Annotated in this window: 21 protein-coding genes; 17 read left to right on the forward strand and 4 right to left on the reverse strand. The window is 65.7% G+C overall.

Annotated features, from left to right (window positions below; genetic code table 11):
• Nucleotides 1–123: 123 nt before the first annotated feature.
• The 6 genes from ACFWVD_RS00095 to ACFWVD_RS00120 all read left to right on the forward strand — a co-directional run bounded on the left by ACFWVD_RS00095 (nucleotide 124) and on the right by ACFWVD_RS00120 (nucleotide 6050).
• The gene (locus ACFWVD_RS00095; RefSeq protein WP_379239683.1) at nucleotides 124–1437 is read left to right on the forward strand and encodes an amidohydrolase family protein; all 1314 of its coding nucleotides are present in this window, start codon (nucleotides 124–126) and stop codon (nucleotides 1435–1437) included.
• Nucleotides 1438–1549: 112 nt separating this feature from the next.
• A complete protein-coding gene (locus ACFWVD_RS00100) occupies nucleotides 1550–2335 on the forward strand; it encodes an ABC transporter ATP-binding protein (protein WP_379239684.1) in 786 nt (261 codons plus the stop codon).
• On the forward strand, nucleotides 2335–3186 hold the full coding sequence (locus ACFWVD_RS00105) for an ABC transporter permease (RefSeq protein WP_379239685.1): 852 nt from the start codon (nucleotides 2335–2337) through the stop codon (nucleotides 3184–3186). Before ACFWVD_RS00100 ends, ACFWVD_RS00105 begins: the two co-directional genes overlap by 1 nt.
• Before the next feature lie 8 nt (nucleotides 3187–3194).
• On the forward strand, nucleotides 3195–4364 hold the full coding sequence (locus ACFWVD_RS00110) for a nitrate ABC transporter substrate-binding protein (protein WP_379239686.1): 1170 nt from the start codon (nucleotides 3195–3197) through the stop codon (nucleotides 4362–4364).
• Nucleotides 4365–4375: 11 nt separating this feature from the next.
• Nucleotides 4376–5368: an isopenicillin N synthase family dioxygenase gene (locus ACFWVD_RS00115; RefSeq protein WP_379239687.1), complete on the forward strand. Its 993-nt coding sequence runs from the start codon at nucleotides 4376–4378 to the stop codon at nucleotides 5366–5368.
• A 34-nt stretch (nucleotides 5369–5402) separates the two neighbouring features.
• Nucleotides 5403–6050: a GntR family transcriptional regulator gene (locus ACFWVD_RS00120; protein WP_379239688.1), complete on the forward strand. Its 648-nt coding sequence runs from the start codon at nucleotides 5403–5405 to the stop codon at nucleotides 6048–6050.
• 64 nt (nucleotides 6051–6114) lie between these two features.
• On the opposite strand, the gene ACFWVD_RS00125 is transcribed toward ACFWVD_RS00120, so the two are convergent.
• The gene (locus ACFWVD_RS00125; protein WP_379239689.1) at nucleotides 6115–6630 is read right to left on the reverse strand and encodes an Lrp/AsnC family transcriptional regulator; all 516 of its coding nucleotides are present in this window, start codon (nucleotides 6628–6630) and stop codon (nucleotides 6115–6117) included.
• A gap of 132 nt (nucleotides 6631–6762) precedes the next feature.
• Here ACFWVD_RS00125 and hppD point away from each other — a divergent pair, with 132 nt between their 5' ends.
• The 7 genes from hppD to tuf all read left to right on the forward strand — a co-directional run bounded on the left by hppD (nucleotide 6763) and on the right by tuf (nucleotide 13589).
• Nucleotides 6763–7905 (forward strand): 4-hydroxyphenylpyruvate dioxygenase, encoded by a 1143-nt coding sequence (gene hppD, locus ACFWVD_RS00130; protein ID WP_379239690.1) that lies wholly within the window; start codon nucleotides 6763–6765, stop codon nucleotides 7903–7905.
• A gap of 31 nt (nucleotides 7906–7936) precedes the next feature.
• The gene (locus tag ACFWVD_RS00135; protein ID WP_379239691.1) at nucleotides 7937–8464 is read left to right on the forward strand and encodes a DUF3558 domain-containing protein; all 528 of its coding nucleotides are present in this window, start codon (nucleotides 7937–7939) and stop codon (nucleotides 8462–8464) included.
• The gene (locus ACFWVD_RS00140; protein ID WP_379239692.1) at nucleotides 8461–9006 is read left to right on the forward strand and encodes a DUF3558 domain-containing protein; all 546 of its coding nucleotides are present in this window, start codon (nucleotides 8461–8463) and stop codon (nucleotides 9004–9006) included. The genes ACFWVD_RS00135 and ACFWVD_RS00140 overlap by 4 nt, the downstream gene beginning before the upstream one ends.
• A gap of 272 nt (nucleotides 9007–9278) precedes the next feature.
• Nucleotides 9279–9653 carry a 30S ribosomal protein S12 gene (rpsL, locus tag ACFWVD_RS00145; protein WP_194826800.1) on the forward strand — a complete coding sequence of 125 codons (375 nt, stop codon included), beginning with the start codon at nucleotides 9279–9281 and terminating at the stop codon, nucleotides 9651–9653.
• A 1-nt stretch (nucleotide 9654) separates the two neighbouring features.
• Nucleotides 9655–10125 (forward strand): 30S ribosomal protein S7, encoded by a 471-nt coding sequence (rpsG, locus tag ACFWVD_RS00150; protein ID WP_056814216.1) that lies wholly within the window; start codon nucleotides 9655–9657, stop codon nucleotides 10123–10125.
• Nucleotides 10126–10159: 34 nt separating this feature from the next.
• Complete coding sequence (fusA, locus tag ACFWVD_RS00155) at nucleotides 10160–12262, forward strand: elongation factor G (RefSeq protein WP_379239693.1); 2103 nt, start codon at nucleotides 10160–10162, stop codon at nucleotides 12260–12262.
• 136 nt (nucleotides 12263–12398) lie between these two features.
• Complete coding sequence (tuf, locus tag ACFWVD_RS00160; protein WP_379239694.1) at nucleotides 12399–13589, forward strand: elongation factor Tu; 1191 nt, start codon at nucleotides 12399–12401, stop codon at nucleotides 13587–13589.
• 76 nt (nucleotides 13590–13665) lie between these two features.
• On the opposite strand, the gene ACFWVD_RS00165 is transcribed toward tuf, so the two are convergent.
• On the reverse strand, nucleotides 13666–14022 hold the full coding sequence (locus tag ACFWVD_RS00165) for a nitroreductase/quinone reductase family protein (RefSeq protein ID WP_379239695.1): 357 nt from the start codon (nucleotides 14020–14022) through the stop codon (nucleotides 13666–13668).
• Between the two features lie 94 nt (nucleotides 14023–14116).
• Nucleotides 14117–14548, reverse strand: coding sequence for a PPOX class F420-dependent oxidoreductase (locus ACFWVD_RS00170; RefSeq protein ID WP_379239696.1), 432 nt, complete (start codon nucleotides 14546–14548; stop codon nucleotides 14117–14119).
• A 271-nt stretch (nucleotides 14549–14819) separates the two neighbouring features.
• On the opposite strand from ACFWVD_RS00170, the gene fusA (ACFWVD_RS00175) reads away from it, so the two are divergent.
• Nucleotides 14820–16898, forward strand: a complete 2079-nt coding sequence (fusA, locus tag ACFWVD_RS00175; protein WP_379239697.1) for an elongation factor G — start codon at nucleotides 14820–14822, stop codon at nucleotides 16896–16898.
• Between the two features lie 52 nt (nucleotides 16899–16950).
• On the opposite strand, the gene ACFWVD_RS00180 is transcribed toward fusA (ACFWVD_RS00175), so the two are convergent.
• Entirely contained in the window at nucleotides 16951–17370 is a 420-nt protein-coding gene (locus tag ACFWVD_RS00180) for a hypothetical protein (RefSeq protein ID WP_379239698.1), read from the reverse strand.
• On the opposite strand from ACFWVD_RS00180, the gene ACFWVD_RS00185 reads away from it, so the two are divergent.
• The 3 genes from ACFWVD_RS00185 (at nucleotide 17335) to ACFWVD_RS00195 (ending at nucleotide 19334) form a co-directional block, all read left to right on the forward strand.
• The gene (locus ACFWVD_RS00185; protein ID WP_379239699.1) at nucleotides 17335–17568 is read left to right on the forward strand and encodes an antitoxin; all 234 of its coding nucleotides are present in this window, start codon (nucleotides 17335–17337) and stop codon (nucleotides 17566–17568) included. The genes ACFWVD_RS00180 and ACFWVD_RS00185 overlap by 36 nt on opposite strands.
• Nucleotides 17565–17963, forward strand: a complete 399-nt coding sequence (locus ACFWVD_RS00190) for a TA system VapC family ribonuclease toxin (RefSeq protein ID WP_379239700.1) — start codon at nucleotides 17565–17567, stop codon at nucleotides 17961–17963. The genes ACFWVD_RS00185 and ACFWVD_RS00190 overlap by 4 nt, the downstream gene beginning before the upstream one ends.
• 174 nt (nucleotides 17964–18137) lie before the next feature.
• The gene (locus ACFWVD_RS00195; RefSeq protein ID WP_379239701.1) at nucleotides 18138–19334 is read left to right on the forward strand and encodes an NAD(P)/FAD-dependent oxidoreductase; all 1197 of its coding nucleotides are present in this window, start codon (nucleotides 18138–18140) and stop codon (nucleotides 19332–19334) included.
• Nucleotides 19335–19448 lie beyond the last annotated feature (114 nt).

A 19448-nucleotide genomic window follows, 5' to 3' on the forward strand; every position in this document is an offset into this window, starting at 1 on the left:
TCTTTAACCCCCAAGCAACAACCGCTTTCTAAGGTCGTCCCCACGACGTTCATGGCTGCAACGGACGCCGCGCTGCGCTGAAAACGGCGAGCTAACCAGCCGCATCCCGAAAGAGGTGCGCGCATGGATTCTGCCGCGTCCGTCGTCATCACCGACGTCACCGTCTACACCGAGCAGGGTTGGACTCCCGGCGAGGTCGTGGTCCGTGACGGTGTCGTAGTCGCCCTGCAAGCCGGGCCCGAGCACGCCGATCTGCCCCGTTCGAACGGTGGCGGCGGCTACCTGCTGCCCGGTTTCGTCAACACCCACACCCACCTGCAGCAGGCGGTTCTGCGTGGGGTCGGCGAGGGCCTGCCGCTGCTGGAATGGCTGCGGTGCGTGGGCGAGCACACCGTGGCCGCCACCCCGGAACAGACCTATCTCTCGGCGCTGGCCGGTGGTCTGGAACTGCTGCGCAGCGGTGTCACCACGGTGGTCGAACACATGTGGCCCAGCCCGTCCGACGAGGTCCACCAGGCCATGATCCGCGCGCTGCGGGAACTCGGCATCCGCGTGGTCCTGGGCCGTGGCATCGCCGACCGCGCCGACATCACCCGCAAGTGGGGCCTCGACCCGCGCCTCATGCAGCCGTTGGACGAAGCACTCGCGCACGTCGACGAACTCGACAAGCAGCTGCTCGGCACCCGCATCACCACCGCCCTGGCCGTGCCGAACCCGCGCTGCCTCACCCCCGAGGGCATGGCGACCACCCGCGAATACGCGCAGGCCACGGGCAAAACGGTGTCGATACATGTCCTGGAAACCACCACCGACGACGACATGTGCCGATTGCATGCAGGCGCTTCCGCCGTGGATTACCTCGACGCCAGCGGTTTGCTCTGGGACCGCACCCTGGCCGTGCACTGCGTGAACCTCGACGACCACGGCCGCAAACTGTTCGCCGAACGCGGTGTGGCCGTGTCCTACAACCCGGTCTCCAACATGCGCCTCGGCAGCGGCGTCGCCCCCGTCCCGGCGATGTTGGAAGCGGGCATCGACGTCACCCTCGGCGTGGACGGCGCGGCCAGCAACGACACCCAGGACATGCTCCTGGCCCTGCGCATCGGCGCATACCTGCAGCGTGCGGCCCACAAGAAGGCCGACCTGCTCGGCTTCGAACAGATGCTGCACATGGCCACCGGCGCGGCAGGCCGGGTACTGGGCCGTCCCTCACACACCGGCATCGCGATCGGCGACCGCGCCGACCTCACCCTCGTGCGCTTCGACCGCGACTTCGCCTGCCTGCCGGTTCTGGACCCCGGCGCCACCCTGCTCACCGCCGCGTCGCCGCGCGTGATCGACACCGTGTGGGTCGACGGCGAGGCCGTGATCCGCGACGGCGTGAGCACGCGGGTCGATCACCAGGATCTCGCGCAACGCCTGATCCGCATGCGCTGACAGTTAATCCATCCGAAACGAACGACACATTGCATGTAATCCGACTCGTTAACACTGAACGAGCCCAAAGGTTGCACGCAACACCGATATACCGCAGGAGAAGGTGATCACGGTGACGCTCTACGACACGGTGAACGACGCCGACGCGAGGACGCTGATGTCCGGCATGGAGGTTTCCTTCGCCGGTGTAGGCAAGCGCTTCGGTGGCGAAGACGGCACGCTAGCCCTGACCGACATCGACCTCGACATCCGCCAAGGCGAATTCGTCGCAGTGGTCGGCCCGTCCGGCTGCGGCAAGTCCACGCTGCTCCGCCTGGCCGCCGGACTCGAGCCGGTGAGCTCGGGAGCCGTTGCGGTGCGCACGAATTCGATCGGCTTCATCTTCCAGGAAGCCACGCTGCTGCCCTGGCGCAAGGTGCGGCGCAATGTCGAACTCTCGGCCGAACTGGCCGGCGTCGACCGCAAGACGCGTCGCGAACGGGTCGAGCGGGCGATCGAAGCCGTCGGCCTGGCGGACTTCGCGAACAAGCTGCCCAGCCAACTGTCGGGCGGTATGCGTATGCGCGTATCCCTGGCACGCGCGCTGTCGCTGGAACCGCGCCTGATGCTCCTCGATGAACCGTTCGGCGCCCTGGACGAAATGACCAGGCTGAACATGCAGGAAGAGCTACTTCGCCTCTACCGCGACAACGCCTTCACCGCTCTGTTCATTACCCACTCGGTCTCCGAAGCGGTGTTCCTGGCCTCGCGCGTAGTGGTGATGTCGGCGCGACCCGGCCGCATCCACGAGGTCATCGACGTCGACCTGCCCTACCCGCGGGACCGCGAACTGCGGTTCGAACCCGCCTTCACCGAACTCGTCTCCCGAATCTCGCGCTCGCTGAAAGAGGCTGCCTGATGGTGAGTATCGCCGCGCGTGCCGCCGCCCCGGCCACGTCCAAGAAGACCGAACTGCCGCTGGCGCAGTTGCAGAAAGTCGGCAAAGCGCTTGTCGCGCCGATGGTTTCGATCACCTTGGCGCTGGCCGCCTGGTACGCGGTGTCGATGCTGGTGCTCAGCGAAAGCCGCCGCTTCCTGCTGCCGCCGCCGCACGTGGTGTTCAGCGAATCGCTGGGTGACCCGAAGAAGCTCGAGGTGATGCTCGAAGCGCTGGGTGTCACCGCCAAGGTCGCGATCACCGGCCTGCTGATCTCGGCGGTGCTGGGTGTGGCGATCGCGGTGCTGATGAGCCAGGCGAAGCCGATCGAGAATGTCGTCTACCCGTATGCGGTGGTGCTGCAGGCGATCCCGGTCCTCGCTGTAGTTCCGCTGATCGGCTTGTGGCTGGGCTACGGCTTCGCCGCCCGCACCACCGTGTGCGTGCTGATCGCGATCCACCCGATCATCGCGATGACCCTGTTCGGCATCAAATCCGTCGACGGCAACCTCCAAGAACTGTTCACCCTCGGCCGAGCGGGTCGCCTGCGTCGCCTCTGGTCGCTGCAACTGCCCGCCGCGCTGCCCTCGACCCTGACCGGATTGCGCACCGCCGCAGGACTTTCCGTCACCGGCGCCATCATCGGCGACATGTTCTTCGCACAGGGCAAACCCGGCATCGGCACCCTGCTAGACACCTACCGCGCCCGCCTGCAATCCGAGGATCTGATCGGTGCGCTGCTGCTGGCCGCCCTGTTCGGTGTGCTCGTGTTCACCGTGTTCACCGTCATCCAGAAGGTCAGCGTCGGCCGCTGGCACAACTCTGCTCACTAAGGACCATCATGAAGACAGTTCCCTTGCGTCGCATCGGTATTGCCGCGCTTGCTGTGCTGCTGGCCGGCACCGCGTCCGCCTGTTCCGACGACACCTCGAACGCCCCCGCCGTCGCGCTGGAACCGGCCCCCGCCGAACAGCAGCTCGCCGGTGCCTGCCCCGCCACGGTGGTCGTGCAGCTGCAGTGGGCGCCCGAAACGGACTCCGGCCCGATCTTCGGACTGCTGGGCCCCGGCTACACCGTCGACGCCGACAACAACAAGATCACCGGCCCGCTGGTGGCCAACGGCAAGGACACCGGCGTGAAGCTGGAGATCCGCGCGGGCGGCCCCGCCATCGGCTTCCAGACCGTGCCCTCGCAGATGTATGTCGACTCCAGCATCACGCTGGGTCTCGCGCATTCCGAGCACGCCATCTCCGCGGCCGGTAAGCAGCCGATCGTCGCGGTCACCACACTGCTGCGCAACAGCCCGCAGATGCTGATGTGGGACCCCAAGACCAACCCCGACTGGAAGGGCATCGCCGATATCGGCAAGTCCGGCAAGCCGGTGGTGGTGTCGAAGGGGCAGCTGTACCCGGAGTGGTTGATCGCGCGCGGCCTGGTGCAGCGCGAGCAGATCGACGCCTCCTACGACAACTCGCCCTCGCGTTTCGTCACCGATCCGTCCTTCGCCCAGCAGGGTTTCGCCAACGCTGAACCGTTCACCTACGAGCACGAAGTGCGCGCCTGGAACAAGCCCGTCGGCTACCAGATGCTCAAGGACGTCGGCTACGAGGGTTACGCCCGCACCGTGAATGTGCGCGCCGACAAGCTCGCCGAACTGCGCCCGTGCCTGCAGAAGCTGGTGCCGATGATCCAGCAGGCCACCGCCTCGTTCAAGGCCGACCCCAAGCACGTCAACGAGGTCGTCGTCGACGTGGTCGAGCAGAACCCCAAGCTCAACCCGTACAGCATCGAGCTGGCCGAATTCGGTTCCAAGGCCCTGATCGACGGCGGCCTGATCGGCAACGACACCGACGGCGTGCTCGGCAGCTTCGACGAGGCCCGCATCCAACGCATCATCGACGAATTCGGCCCCATCCTGCGAGCGGGCGGCGCGAACGTGCCCACTGGCCTGACCGCCAAGGACCTGGTCACCAAGGAATTCCTCGACCCCGCCATTTCCGTCACCGGCTAAGGAGACACCCCATGACCACCAGTTACGACATGTCCGAAGTCTCGCGCGAGAAGCAGATGGGCGGGCTCGGTAGGGAAACCACCGACCGCGAGATCCGCGTCATCGACCTGTCCGACTTCGACAATCGCCGCGCGCAGATCACCGAAGAGCTGTGGGCCGCCGCCACCGAGATCGGCTTCTTCCAGCTGTCGGGCCACGGCATCGAGCAGCACCTGATCGACGAGATGTTCGGCACCACAGCCGATTTCTTTGCACTGCCCGAAGAGGTCAAGGGCCAGTACCCGCTGGTCAAGAAGAACAACGCCGGGTGGGAGAGTCTGAGCCAGGTGCGCCCGTCCATCGGCGTGCCGGATCAGAAGGAGTCCTACCAGGTCACCCGGCCGCACATGGCCAACCTGTGGCCGACCGACGCCGAGCTGCCCGGATTCCGTTCGCGGGTACTGGATTTCGAGAACAAGGCCTGGGAAGTGGCGATGCGGGTGCTGTCCTGCTTCGCCGACCGTCTCGGCTTCGAACGCGAATACTTCACTGCCGCACACGATCCCGGCTCCGAGAACTACCAGAGCGCGCTGCGACTGCTGCACTACTTCGCCGTTCCCGAAGAACTGCGCGGCGTGCCCGGACGCTGGCGTGCCGGTGCCCATACCGACTTCGACTGCCTCACACTGCTTTTCCAGCGTGACGGTCAGGGTGGGCTGCAGGTGTGCCCCGGCAAGGAGATGGAAGAGCAGGAGTGGACGTCGATCACGCCGTCGTCGAGCCTGATCACCTGCAATATCGGTGACATGCTCACCCGGTGGAGTGACGACCTGCTGCCGTCGAACTTCCACCGCGTGCGCAGCCCCGGCGAAGGCGAATACCAGGGTGAGCGCTACAGCATCGCCTATTTCGCGCAGGCCGACCGCGACGCGATCATCCAGGGCCCGGAAGGCAAGTACCCGCCCGTCACCGCCGCGGACTTCCTGACTCAGCGGGTGCAGGCGAACTACCGGCCACAGGGATAATCACCGCAACACCCAACGGAAAGGACCACCTGCGATGACCGAAGACAGCACCTCTTCGCTGCTCGGCCAGTCTGTCCATCGGCAGATCAGGCAGATGGTCCTGTCCGGCGAACTGACCCCGGGCCAATCGCTGAGCGTGCCGGCGCTGGCGACCAAGCTCGGGGTCAGTCGCAGTCCCGTCCGCGAAGCGGTACAGCAGCTGATCTACGAGGGTCTGGCAGTGAGCGCACCGCACGCGGGCGCCAAGGTGGCCGCCGTCGACGACGAGCGCATCCGCGATGTCCTCGCGGTCCGCGCCGCCCTCGACGGTCTCGCCGCAGCCGCCGCGGCCACCCGCCTCACCGAAGCCGACCTGGACAAACTGACCGGCATCATCGCCGCTCAGGAAGCCAATCTCGACGATGCCACCGACGCCACCCGCGACGCCCAACTCGACCTGGAATTCCACACCTTCATCCGCGACGCCTCCGGCAACGCCTGCGTGGTCGACGAACTGGCCCGCCTGGAAGCCCAAGCCCACCTCTACCGCGGCGACCTGTGGTGCTCCGCCCGCAACCGCCGCGTAGCCCTGCGCGAACACCGCCGCATCGTCGAAGCCCTCGAATCCGGCCATGCCGACTCGGCCCGCGCGGCCGCGGAAGCCCACGTCCAGGGCTTGCTGACCCGCCTCGCCCGGCAGTGAGCGCCCACTCAGGGGTACACGGCTGGGGCCATCGCTTCTCGGCACCGCGCAAGCGCTGGCTCGCTCAGCGCTGATCCCGATAGGCGGGCGCTTTCGCCGTCCCGGCCGGGGTCAACGTGTGCAGCAACGGCATAGTCCGCCGCGCCACCACCGTCGACAGCACCACCACGCTGTGCGACCGCACCACCGACCCGGTCGAATCGATACTCAACAACACCGCCTGCAACCCAGCATGTGAATCCGCCCCGATGCGACACAGCACATCCCCGGAGCCCGTCGTCGCGTACGCCTCGATCACCCCCGGAATCGCCGTGAGTTCCGCACTCACCGTGTCCAGCGCCCCCTGCGCGATCTCCAATGTCACGAACGCCTGCACATCGAAACCCGCTGCGGTGACGTCGATATGGGGGTCGTAGGACGCGATCACCCCCGATTCCTCCATCCGGTTGATCCGCGCCTGCACCGTCGCGCGCGCCACCTTCGTGCGCCGGGACAGCTCGAGAATCCCGGCCTTCTGAAACTGGTGCATCGCGGTGAGGATCGCCAGGTCCAGTTCGTCCAATTTCGCGGGCGTGCGCATGTGCTGACCTCCGGGTCCGGTTGCTATTCAAATTGTCCACCATCTGCCCGATTCCGGTGGCTTCTTATGCCAGCCTGTTCAGGCGCACATGAAGTAGTTGCTCAGCTACACCGCGACGCGTTCTCCTTGGTCATGACCATTGAGCAGCAGCTCGTCGGGCTGATCGAGCACGACGACAGCGTCGATCCGTTTCCGGTGATCGGGTGGGACGCCCTGGTGTGGGTCGTGGGCAACGCGACCCAGAGCGCCCACTTCCTCCAGTCCGCGTTCGGGATGCGCCTCGAGGCGTACTCGGGACCCGAGACCGGCAACCGCGACCACAAGGCGTTCGTGCTGCGCAGTGGGGGCGCGCGGTTCGTGATCACCGGTGCCGTCGACCCCGACAGCCCGCTCGTGCAGCACCACGACCGGCACGGCGACGGCATCGTCGACATCGCCCTCGAGGTCCCCGATGTGGACCGCTGCATCGCCTGGGCCCGCGACCACGGCGCCACCGTCCTGGTCGAACCCCACGACGAGACAGACGAATTCGGCACCGTGCGGTCGGCCGCCATCGCCACCTACGGCGAAACCCGACACACCCTGATCGACCGCTCCGGCTACGTCGGGCCGTATCTGCCCGGCTATATCGCGCGCACCTCCACCCGCGAGCCGAGCAAGCGGGTGTTCCAGGCGATCGACCACGTGGTCGGCAATGTGGAACTGGGCATGATGGACCGCTGGGTCGACTTCTACCGCGGCGTCATGGGTTTCACGAACATGGCCGAATTCGTCGGCGACGACATCGCCACCGAGTACTCCGCGCTGATGAGCAAGGTCGTGGCCAACGGCAACCACCGCGTGAAGTTCCCGCTCAACGAACCCGCGGCGGGCCGCAAGCGTTCGCAGATCGACGAGTACCTCGAGTTCTACCGCGGCCCCGGCGTGCAGCACATCGCGCTGGCCACCGGCGACATCCTCGAAACCGTCGACGCCCTGCGCGCGCAAGGCGTGGAATTCCTGCAAACTCCCGACACCTATTACGAGGACCCGGAATTGCGCGCCCGCATCGGCGCGGTGCGCGTGCCCGTGGACGAACTGCAACGCCGTGGCATCCTGGTCGACCGCGACGAAGACGGCTACCTGCTGCAGATCTTCACCCGCCCGCTGGTCGATCGCCCCACCGTGTTCTTCGAACTCATCGAGCGACACGGCTCACTCGGTTTCGGAAAAGGCAACTTCAAGGCCCTTTTTCAGGCGATCGAACGCGAACAGGAGGCTCGCGGCAATCTGTGAGGCCGTGCGGTGAACCATTAGAGTTCATGGCATGCGGATCCCCTCGGCGATCATCTGTGGCATGACCCTGGTCGTCATGCTGACGTCGTGCGGATCGGGGGGCGACTCCGATACGCCGACAGGACCACGCCGACCACCACCGAAGGTCGCCTCACTGGGCCCGTTCGTGGGTGAGTGCGGCCATGTCACCGATGACGAAGTGCGCACGCTGGCGGGCCTGAGTCAGATCGCGCGAGTGTTCAAGAACGCCACCGGGTGCAACTGGGAGGCGGCCGGAATGTCCCCGCCCAGTATCACTTTCGCGTCCTACCGGGGCAGCCCGATCGCGCGCGAGAAGGCCTGGGTGTCCAGCGTGGGGCGCGAGCCGGAAACCATCGACGTGGCAGGACGTCCGGGTTTCATGGCGCTGGACCCGGGCGGCACCGTGTGCGACCTGGCCGTGCAGCTGGACGACGACTTCTTCGAATGGTCGATGTCCACGGGCCTGTTCGCCCTGGGCGGCAACCCGTGCGACCGGACCAGGAAACTGGCCGAGCTGACCGTAGGACGGTTGCGGTGAGGGCGGGCAGGATCGCCGCGGTCGCGCTGATCCTCACCGCCGCGTTGGCCGGCTGCGGGCAGAAGATCGACGGCAACCCCCGAGCGATGGGGGAGGGCGGCGGCGGCGAGATCATCGACACCGACTTCGACAAACTGCTGCGCGAATGCGAAGTGGTCGCCAACGACAAGATCGGCGAGATCGTCGGCAACGCCAAGAGTGTGGACGGGTCGTTCAGCGGCGCCGTGTGCATGTGGGATATCGAGGACGCCCCCGGCGGCCCGGCCATGGCCACGCTGAACTGGTACGAGATGGGTACGCTGAACAACGAGAAGACCACCAACGACAAGTTGGGCTACGACTCCGGCGACATCACCGTGCAGGGCCGCAGGGCCCTACAGGTGCGCAGACCCGGCGACAACGACTCCTGCGGCGTCACCGCCCCGGCCGCCGATGTCGGGGTGGTGGGCTGGTGGATCAACTACCGACCCGGCTCCGCACACCCCGATCCGTGCGCCGCGGCCGCGAAATTGGTCGAGCTGACCCTGGATCTTGCCCGGTAGAACGCTTGACAGGTCCCCCCGCTTTGACCCCGAATCGGCCACGCGGGTATCGTAGATCCCTGTGCCCGGATTACTGCGGGCAAGTTCGTGCGTGAACGTAGGCCAGCGAAAGCGGCCGGACCGTTCCACCGTGCCTTGAAAAAGGTACTGAGCGCCACGGCGACACGCCCGACCACGGGTTAACGGAAACGTGGTCTGACGTGCGAGTGAAAGCTCGATGAACTGCTAGACACTGCACATCAAGCGCAATTACCAATAAGGAAAGCCGGTCTATGCCAACCATCAACCAGCTGGTCCGCAAGGGTCGCCGCGACAAGGTCACCAAGACCAAGACTGCGGCCCTCAAGGAGAGCCCGCAGCGTCGCGGTGTGTGCACTCGCGTGTACACCACCACCCCCAAGAAGCCGAACTCCGCGCTGCGTAAGGTCGCGCGTGTTCGCCTGACCACTGCGATCGAGGTCACGGCTTACATCCCCGGTGAAGGCCACAACCTGCAGGAGCACTCCATGGTGCTCGTGCGCGGCGGTCGTGTGAAGGACCTTCCGGGTGTGCGTTACAAGATCATCCGCGGTTCGCTCGATACCCAGGGCGTGAAGAACCGCAAGCAGGCCCGCAGCAAGTACGGCGCCAAGAAGGAGAAGAGCTGATATGCCACGCAAGGGCCCCGCACCCAAGCGTCCGCTGATCAACGACCCGGTCTACGGGTCCCCGCTGGTCACTCAGCTGGTGAACAAGATCCTCATGGACGGCAAGAAGTCGACCGCCGAGCGTATCGTTTACGGTGCACTCGAGCAGGCGCGTGAGAAGACCGGTACCGATCCGGTCGTCACCCTCAAGCGTGCGCTGGACAACGTCAAGCCCGCCCTCGAGGTGAAGCCCCGTCGTGTCGGTGGCGCCACCTACCAGGTGCCGGTCGAGGTCCGTCCGGGCCGCGCCAACACCCTGGCGCTGCGCTGGCTGGTCAGCTACTCCCGCGCCCGTCGCGAGAAGACCATGGTCGAGCGTCTGGCCAACGAGCTTCTCGATGCCAGCAACGGCCTCGGTGCCGCTGTGAAGCGTCGCGAGGACACCCACAAGATGGCCGAGTCGAACCGGGCCTTCGCGCACTACCGCTGGTGATTGTCCGGCCCGTCACTGCACAAGGGAGAATTTCGTGGCACAGGACGTGCTCACCGACCTGAACAAGGTCCGCAACATCGGCATCATGGCCCACATCGATGCGGGCAAGACCACCACGACCGAACGCATCCTGTTCTACACCGGTATCACGTACAAGATCGGTGAAGTTCACGACGGCGCGGCCACGATGGACTGGATGGAGCAGGAGCAGGAGCGTGGTATCACCATCACCTCCGCGGCTACCACTTGCTTCTGGAAAGACAACCAGATCAACATCATCGACACCCCCGGGCACGTCGACTTCACCGTCGAGGTGGAGCGTTCGCTCCGTGTCCTCGACGGCGCTGTCGCGGTGTTCGACGGCAAAGAGGGTGTCGAGCCCCAGTCCGAGCAGGTGTGGCGTCAGGCCGACAAGTACGACGTGCCGCGTATCTGCTTCGTGAACAAGATGGACAAGCTCGGTGCGGATTTCTACTTCACCGTGCAGACCATCAAGGATCGCCTCGGCGCTCGTCCGCTGGTCATCCAGCTGCCGATCGGTGCCGAGAACGATTTCGAGGGCATCGTCGACCTGGTCGAGAACAATGCCAAGGTCTGGAAGGGCGAGACCAAGCTCGGCGAAGAGTACGAGGTCGTCGAGATCCCTGAGGACCTCAAGGAGAAGGCCGCGCAGTACCGTCAGGAACTGCTCGAGACCGTCGCCGAGTCCGATGAGGCACTGCTCGAGAAGTTCTTCGGTGGCGAGGACCTCACCATCGAAGAGGTCAAGGGCGCGATTCGCAAGATGACCGTCAACTCCGAGCTGTACCCGGTGCTGTGCGGTTCCGCGTTCAAGAACAAGGGCGTTCAGCCCATGCTCGACGCGGTCATCGACTACCTTCCTTCCCCGCTGGACGTCGAGGCCACCACCGGCCACGTGCCCAACAAGGAAGAAGAGCTGGTCACCCGCAAGCCCAACGTCGACGAGCCGTTCGCGGCTCTGGCGTTCAAGATCGCGGTGCACCCGTTCTTCGGTGAGCTCACCTACGTGCGCGTGTACTCGGGTCAGGTTGCCTCCGGCGCCCAGGTCGTGAACTCGACCAAGGGCAAGAAGGAGCGTCTGGGCAAGCTGTTCCAGATGCACTCCAACAAGGAGATGCCGGTCGCGACGGCTTCGGCCGGCCACATCTACGCGGTCATCGGCCTGAAGGACACCACCACCGGTGACACCCTGTCCGACGCGCAGAACCAGGTCGTCCTCGAGTCGATGACGTTCCCGGACCCGGTCATCGAGGTCTCGATCGAGCCCAAGACCAAGTCCGACCAGGAAAAGCTCGGCACCGCGATCCAGAAGCTGGCCCGCGAAGACCCGACGTTCTCGGTCAAGTTGGACCAGGAGACCGGCCAGACCGTCATCGGCGGCATGGGCGAGCTCCACCTCGACATCCTCGTCGACCGTATGCGTCGCGAGTTCAAGGTCGAGGCCAACGTCGGCAAGCCGCAGGTGGCCTACCGCGAGACCATCACCAAGAAGGTCGAAAAGCACGAGTACACCCACAAGAAGCAGACGGGTGGCTCGGGCCAGTTCGCGAAGGTCATCATCGCCTTGGAGCCGTTCATCGGCGAAGACGGTGCGGCTTACGAGTTCGAGAACAAGGTCTCCGGCGGTCGCGTGCCCCGTGAGTACATCCCGTCTGTCGACGCGGGCGCCCAGGATGCCATGCAGTACGGCGTGCTCGCCGGCTACCCGCTGGTGAACCTGAAGATGAGCCTGCTCGACGGCGCGTACCACGACGTCGACTCCTCGGAAATGGCGTTCAAGATCGCCGGTTCCGCGGCGCTGAAGGAAGCGGCCCGCAAGGCCGGTCCGGTGATCCTCGAGCCGCTCATGGCGGTCGAGGTCATCACGCCCGAGGATTACATGGGCGACGTGATCGGCGACCTGAACTCCCGCCGTGGCCAGATCCAGGCCATGGAGGAACGCAGTGGTGCCCGTGTCGTCAAGGCGCTGGTTCCGCTCTCGGAGATGTTCGGCTACATCGGTGACCTGCGGTCTCGGACCCAGGGTCGCGCGAACTACTCCATGGTGTTCGACTCCTACGCAGAGGTTCCGGCCAATGTGTCCAAGGAGATCATCGCCAAGGCGACCGGCGAATAAAACCCTCTTGCGGTCCAGTGGCACACTGGACCGCAAGGGCTCGCCAGTCTTATAAAAACCCCGATCCCCACCCCCAGTGGGGATGACACACGCACTGCTGCAAATGCACGCACCAACAAGTCCAGGAGGACCCAAAGTGGCGAAGGCGAAGTTCGAGCGGACGAAGCCGCACGTCAACATCGGCACCATTGGTCACGTCGACCATGGCAAGACCACGCTGACTGCAGCGATCACCAAGGTGCTGGCTGACAAGTTCCCGGATCTGAACGCCGCGTTCGCGTTCGATCAGATCGACAAGGCGCCGGAGGAGAAGGCTCGTGGTATCACGATCAACATCTCCCACGTCGAGTACCAGACCGACAAGCGCCACTACGCGCACGTCGACGCCCCGGGCCACGCGGACTACATCAAGAACATGATCACCGGTGCGGCCCAGATGGACGGCGCCATCCTGGTCGTCGCGGCCACCGATGGCCCGATGCCGCAGACTCGCGAGCACGTGCTGCTCGCCCGTCAGGTCGGCGTGCCTTACATCCTGGTCGCGCTGAACAAGTCCGACATGGTCGAGGACGAGGAAATCCTCGAGCTCGTCGAGATGGAGGTCCGCGAACTGCTGGCCTCGCAGGAATTCGACGAGGATGCGCCGGTCGTGCGCGTCTCCGGCCTGAAGGCCCTCGAGGGCGACGAGAAGTGGGCCGAGTCCATCGTCGAGCTCATGCAGGCCGTCGACGACTCGATCCCGGAGCCGGTCCGCGAGACCGAACTCCCGTTCCTGATGCCCGTCGAGGATGTGTTCACGATCACCGGTCGTGGCACCGTCGTCACCGGTCGTATCGAGCGCGGCATCGTCAACGTGAACGAGGAGGTGGAAATCGTCGGCATCAAGGAGAAGTCGACCAAGACCACCGTCACGGGCATCGAGATGTTCCGCAAGCTGCTCGACCAGGGCCAGGCGGGCGACAACGTCGGCCTGCTGGTTCGTGGCATCAAGCGTGAAGATGTCGAGCGTGGCCAGGTTGTCGTCAAGCCGGGCACCACGACTCCCCACACGGAGTTCGAGGGCCAGGCGTACATCCTGTCGAAGGACGAGGGCGGCCGCCACACCCCGTTCTTCAACAACTACCGCCCGCAGTTCTACTTCCGTACCACGGACGTGACCGGCGTCGTTACCCTCCCCGAGGGCACCGAGATGGTCATGCCCGGCGACAACACCGAGATGACCGTCAAGCTCATCCAGCCGGTCGCCATGGACGAAGGCCTGCGCTTCGCGATCCGCGAAGGTGGCCGCACCGTCGGTGCCGGTCGCGTCACGAAGATCATCAAGTGAGTCTGTAAGACCCACTGCACAACCTGAACGGCGCCGCTCCCCCGGGAGCGGCGCCGTTCGGCGTTTCCACCGAGGGTCAGTCGGCCGCGGCGAGCCGCACGCGGACGGTGACCCGTCCCTTGGCATCCCGATGGGCAACCGCGTGGCCGGCATGGTCGACGCCGCCGATGCGCAGGGTGACCGGGCCACCCTCGTCGAGAAAGTTGCGCCACCACTTCTTCTTGTCGGGCATCGCAACCCCGATGACGTACTCCTCGCCCGAACGCCGATAGTTCACCGGCGTGGTGAACGTCCGCCCGGAACGCCGACCCACATAACTGATCTGCGCGAACGACTTACCCAGGAACTTCCCGACGACAGGAGCCTCAGCCAACGCCACCACCCCGGCGTTCATCCCCCGCAATCCCCGACGCAACAACGATTCCTGAATCAACGGCTTCTCCTGCCTGCTGAAGAACGAATGTGCTGCTCGCCAAACTACCGAGGATCTTTGGCAAAGCGCTGAGAGCCGTTGGCGGACAGCAGGATCAGCGAATCCTGGCCCCGTAGACGTGCTCCACGGACAGTGCCATGAGTACGCGGCGGTCTGCGACCATGACCTCGCGGTACTCGTTCCAGTCGGGGTGTTCGCCTGCGGCTGCGCGGTAGTAGTCGACCAGTGCCTCGACTTCCAGACCGTTCGGGTCGGTGCCGGGGCCGGTCAAGGTGGCGGTGCCTTCGGCGGTGGCCCAGGACCAGCCGTCGGGGCTGGTGACTTCGAGGGCGGCGCGGGGGTCGCGGCGCAGGTTGATGGTTTTGGCGCGGCCTTCGGTCATGGAGACGTAGATGATGCCGGCGGCGCGGTCGTAGTACGGGGTGACGGGGGAGAGTTGGGGGCGGCCGTCGGATTTGATGGTGGCGAGGATGCCGAGGCGGGAGTCGGCGATGAGGGCGTGCAGGTCGAGGGGGGTTTCGGGCATCGGTGGGCTCCTTGGGGTGGCGGGGCTGCTCGTTGGGACGAACTGTGATGTGCGCGCGTTTATGCCCGGAGCGCGAAAAACCTGTCGACAGACAGCATTCGGTCGCGTAGAACTTGACCCATGGTTACAGCACTTCCGCAGCCGCGGTTCTAGTTCGCATCGGGTCATGAGGCGCCGGTGCGGCGCCGCGTGATCCGACGCCCGTGCCGTTCCCGGAACGCCCGACAGGCGAGCGTCGATCCATCGACCAGAACCAGCCTGGGGGATTCCCATGACCAGAATCGATCTCGCCCGAATACGCAATATCGGCATCGCCGCCCACATCGACGCGGGCAAGACCACCACCACCGAACGAATCCTGTTCTACACCGGCGTCACCCGCACCCTCGGTGAGGTGCACGACGGCACCGCCGTGATGGACCGGATGATCCAGGAGCGTGAGCACGGCATCACCATCGCGGCCGCAGCGACCACCTGCTGGTGGAACGAGCACCAGATCACCATCCTCGACACCCCCGGCCACGTCGACTTCACCGTCGAGGTGGAGCGTTCGCTGCGGGTGCTCGACGGTGCGGTCGCGGTGTTCGATGCCAAGGAGGGCGTGGAGCCGCAATCGGAGCAGGTGTGGCGTCAAGCCGACAAGTACGGCGTCCCGCGCGTCTGTTTCGTGAACAAGATGGACAAGCTCGGTGCCGATTTCGCGTTCACCGTGCGGACCATCGCGGAGCGACTCCGGGTGCGCCCGTTGGTGATTCAGCTGCCGATCGGTGCCGAGCGTGAGTTCGAGGGGATCATCGACCTGGTCGAGATGACCGCGAAGGTGTGGCGTGGCGACACCGACCGTGGCACCCACTTCGAGACCATCGAGATACCGGAAGACCTGCGTGCCAAGGCCTTCCAGCATCGCGAGGCGCTGGAGGCGGCGGTCGCCGAAGCCGACGAGGACGTGCTGGAGCGCTACCTCGCGGGTAAGCCGATCACCACCGACATGCTGAAGGCCGCCATCCGGCGGATGACGATCGACGCACAGGCCTACCCGGTCCTGTGCGGCTCGGCACTGGCGAACATCGGCGTGCAACCGCTGCTGGACGCCGTCGTCGACTACCTGCCGTCGCCGTTGGATGTCGTTGCCGTGCACGGATTCTCGCCGGAGGGCGAGCACATCCACCGCGCGCCCGAGATCGCCGAGCCGTTCGCGGCCCTGGCGTTCAAGGTCGCGCTGCACCCGTTCTTCGGCAAGCTCGTGTACCTGCGGGTGTACTCCGGTACCGCCGAACCCGGTGCGACCGTACTGAATTCGACCAATGGACGAAAGGAGCGCCTCGGCAAGCTGTTCCAGATGCATTCGAGCACCGAGATCGCCGTCGAGCGGGTGCAGGCCGGGCAGATCTGTGCCGTGATCGGCCTGAAGGCGACGGGAACCGGCGACACCCTGTGCGACCGGGAAGCCCCCGTCGTGCTGGAGTCGATGACGTTCCCCGACCCCGTACTCGCCGTCTCGATCGAACCGAGGACCCGAGCCGACCAGGACAAGCTGGGCACCGCCCTGGCCCGCCTGGCCGACGAGGACCCGACGTTCACCGTGCACGTCGACGCCGAAACCGGCCAGACGGTCATCGGCGGCATGGGCGAACTGCATCTGGAGATCCTGGTCGACCGGATGAAACGCGAGTTCCGGGTCGACGCCGACATCGGCGCCCCCCGCGTGGCCTACCGCGAAACCATCACCGCCGCAGTCGATCTGTTCGAATACACCCACCGCAAGCAGCAGGGTGGGCACGGGCAGTTCGCCAAGGTGGTGATCGCGCTGGAACCGCACGTGGCCGATGACGACGCGATCTACGAGTTCGAGAGCCGGGTCACCGGCGGACGTGTGCCACGGGAGTACATCCCGCCGGTGGACGCGGGCGCGCAGGACGCGCTGCGCGTCGGCACGCTCGCCGGCTTCCCCCTGGTGAACGTGAAGGTGACGCTGCTCGACGGCGCCGCTCACGTGCAGGATTCGTCGGAACTGGCGTTCCGTCTGGCGGGCGCGGCGGCGGTGCGCGCGGCGATCGCGAAGGCGAAGCCGGTGCTGCTCGAACCGGTGATGGCCGTCGAGGTCGTCACGCCGGAGGAGTACGTCGGCGAGGTGATCGGTGACCTCAACGCCCGCCGCGGCCGGGTCACCGAGCTCACGGAACGGGGTGGCGCGCATGTCATCCGCGCGCTGACCCCCCTCCAGGAGATGTTCGGCTACATCGGGGACCTGCGCTCGAAAACCCGTGGCCGAGCGAACTATTCGATGGTGTTCGATTCCTACGCCCCCGTCCCGCCGGGTGCGGCAGGGGCGATCATCGCGGGTAGCTGATCGAAACCGGTGGCGTCGCCAGTGCGGCGCCACCGGTCGGTCTATTCCTCGACTACGGCCGGAAGTTGTTGCGCGGACGATGGGCGGGGTCCTCGGGTGCGCTGAAATCGAGGTGCTCGGCGACCAACGCGTGCCCGGCCCGATTCCAGGCGAGCACATCACCACGGCGCCCGAGGATCACGGCGGGCATCGTGTCGCCGAGGGAGGTGAGTAGCGTGAGAACCCGAGCGTGGGGTTGCTCCGGTTCGTCTCTGACCAGCCGAGGGACCGACGACTGGCACCGCCCTCGGCCTGACCGCCATCCGCATCCTGCGCGTGAGTCCGCAGCGCGAGCCGGTCGAGCCAGGATCGGCTGAGTCGGACGAGGCTCGCCGTGAGCACCTGGGCGATACTCGATACCTAGCATCATGATGCGAGTGATGCTAGTCTCGTTGTTATGCGCACTACGATCGATCTCCCCGACGACCTGCATGCTCAGGCCATGGCCATCGCGCGCGACACGCGCCGCAGCTTCAATCAGACTGTCGCGCTCCTCGTGCGTCGTGGTCTCAACCAGGGTGGTCAGGGTTGCCAAGGTGTTGTGTCCGAGAGTGAGCGGACCGGGCTCCCGACGATCACGCTGGGGAAGGTTGTCACCTCGGAGGACGTTCGTTCGCTGGAGGATGAGTGACTGCGCTGCTCGATGCCAATGTGCTGATCGCGCTGGTCGTTACCGATCACTCGCATCATGATGCAGCCGAGGAATGGTTCGCAGGGTCGTCGGTCAAGTTCGCAACCTGTCCGATCACTGAAGGCAGTCTCTTGCGGCTACTTCTGCGTGAAGGGCAGACTTCCGGTGCCGCGTTGAAGGCCCTCGAAGGTCTTTCGCGGCACGAGCGGCACGAATTCTGGCCGGATTCGATTCCGTTTGCGGGAGTCGAGATGGGAAGCGTCATCGTGCATCGTCAGGTGACCGACGCGTATCTAGCCGCGCTGGCGCGGTCGAATCGGGGACGGTTGGTTACCTTCGACAAAGGCCTGGTTGCCACACATCCGGATGTCACCGACCTCGTTGAATCTGTCTGACCCGGAATCTGCATCTGAGGCGGTCGATGGCTCGGTGGTCGCGGCGTCTGGTTACGAGGTGGGCAGCACAGCTGGGCCGTTGCACTGGTACAAACATCTAGGGCCGTAGTGGTCCGCGACACAGCAGAGCATGGCATGGTGCGGTCGGTGACCGCGCGGGCCGAGAGGACACATATGAGTGCGCCCATCGTGATCGTCGGAGCAGGGCTGGCAGGCCTGCGGACGGCGGAGGAACTGCGTCGGGCCGGGTATGAGGGTCGGGTGGTGTTGCTCGGGGACGAGACGCGGCCGCCTTATGATCGGCCGCCGTTGTCGAAGCAGTTCGTGCGCGGGGAGACCGATGACACGGCGCTGCGTCCGCCGGAGTTCTACGCGGACAAGAACATCGAGCTTCGTCTCGGTACCGCGGTGACCGGGGTGGATACCGCCGCGCGCGCGATCACCCTCGCCGATGGCAGCACTGTCGAGTACGACCAGCTGATCATCGCGACCGGTCTGCGGCCGCGGCGAATCCCCGGCCTGTCGGAGGTGGCGGGTGTGCACGTGCTGCGTGCGCACGAGGACGCCGAAACCCTGCGCGCCGAGTTGGTCGGCGCGAACCGTGCGGTGATCATCGGTGCCGGTTTCATCGGTTGTGAACTGGCCGCCAGCTTCCGGGCCGCCGGAGTCGAGGTCACCCTGGTGGAACCCCAGCCGACCCCGCTGGCCGCGGTCCTCGGTGAGCAGATCGGCGGCCTGGTCGCGCGCATGCACGGCGACGAAGGGGTCGATCTGCGCTGCGGCGTCGGCGTCGACACCCTGCGCGCCGACGATGCGGGCCGCGTGTGCGGCGCCGTGCTCACCGACGGCACCGAGATCGACGCCGACCTGGTCGTGGTCGGTGTCGGTTCGGTCCCGGTCACGGACTTCCTCGCCGACTCGGGCATCGAACTGGCCGAGAAGGCCGATGGTGGTGGCGTGATCGCCGACGAGGTGGGTCGGACGAACGCCGACGCCGTCTGGGCCGTCGGCGACGTGGCCGCCTGGCAGCACGACGGCACCCGCAAGCGCGTGGAACATTGGAGCAGCGCGGGCGAGCAGGCGAAACTGGTGGTCACGGCCCTGTTCGGCGGCGCACCCCCGACCATGACCCGGGTCCCGTACTTCTGGAGCGACCAGTACGACGTGAAGATCCAGGCGCTGGGCACCCCCTCCGCCGCCGACGACGTCACCATCGTCACCGACGACGGCCGCAAATTCCTCGCCTACTACTCCCGCGACGGCATCCTCACCGCCGTCATCGGCGCGGGCATGACCGCCCAGGTGATGAAATTGCGCGCCAAACTGGCCACCCCCACCCCGGTCGCCGACCTGCTGTCCGCGATCAGCTGATGGTCAAGTGATCACCAGGCTTTCACGCAAACATCGCGCGAGAGCGAAAATCCCTCACAGCCTGGTGATCATCTGACCAACAGCGCGAATGGTGGTCACGGTGTGGCCCTGTAA

The organism is Nocardia sp. NPDC058666 (assembly GCF_042714895.1).
Classification (GTDB): Bacteria; Actinomycetota; Actinomycetes; order Mycobacteriales; family Mycobacteriaceae; genus Nocardia.

Excerpts from the sequence above, each read along its gene's own strand:
- ACFWVD_RS00180 (WP_379239698.1), bottom strand. The coding sequence starts at position 17,370 with ATGCAGGTCGTCGGGGAGATCGATCGTAGTGCGCATAACAACGAGACT.
- ACFWVD_RS00120 (WP_379239688.1), top strand. The coding sequence starts at position 5,403 with ATGACCGAAGACAGCACCTCTTCGCTGCTCGGCCAGTCTGTCCATCGG.
- ACFWVD_RS00185 (WP_379239699.1), top strand. The coding sequence starts at position 17,335 with ATGCGCACTACGATCGATCTCCCCGACGACCTGCATGCTCAGGCCATG.
- ACFWVD_RS00170 (WP_379239696.1), bottom strand. The coding sequence starts at position 14,548 with ATGCCCGAAACCCCCCTCGACCTGCACGCCCTCATCGCCGACTCCCGC.
- rpsL (WP_194826800.1), top strand. The coding sequence starts at position 9,279 with ATGCCAACCATCAACCAGCTGGTCCGCAAGGGTCGCCGCGACAAGGTC.
- fusA (WP_379239697.1), top strand. The coding sequence starts at position 14,820 with ATGACCAGAATCGATCTCGCCCGAATACGCAATATCGGCATCGCCGCC.
- ACFWVD_RS00095 (WP_379239683.1), top strand. The coding sequence starts at position 124 with ATGGATTCTGCCGCGTCCGTCGTCATCACCGACGTCACCGTCTACACC.
- ACFWVD_RS00125 (WP_379239689.1), bottom strand. The coding sequence starts at position 6,630 with ATGCGCACGCCCGCGAAATTGGACGAACTGGACCTGGCGATCCTCACC.
- ACFWVD_RS00105 (WP_379239685.1), top strand. The coding sequence starts at position 2,335 with ATGGTGAGTATCGCCGCGCGTGCCGCCGCCCCGGCCACGTCCAAGAAG.
- ACFWVD_RS00115 (WP_379239687.1), top strand. The coding sequence starts at position 4,376 with ATGACCACCAGTTACGACATGTCCGAAGTCTCGCGCGAGAAGCAGATG.
- ACFWVD_RS00195 (WP_379239701.1), top strand. The coding sequence starts at position 18,138 with ATGAGTGCGCCCATCGTGATCGTCGGAGCAGGGCTGGCAGGCCTGCGG.
- hppD (WP_379239690.1), top strand. The coding sequence starts at position 6,763 with ATGACCATTGAGCAGCAGCTCGTCGGGCTGATCGAGCACGACGACAGC.
- ACFWVD_RS00135 (WP_379239691.1), top strand. The coding sequence starts at position 7,937 with ATGCGGATCCCCTCGGCGATCATCTGTGGCATGACCCTGGTCGTCATG.
- ACFWVD_RS00110 (WP_379239686.1), top strand. The coding sequence starts at position 3,195 with ATGAAGACAGTTCCCTTGCGTCGCATCGGTATTGCCGCGCTTGCTGTG.
- rpsG (WP_056814216.1), top strand. The coding sequence starts at position 9,655 with ATGCCACGCAAGGGCCCCGCACCCAAGCGTCCGCTGATCAACGACCCG.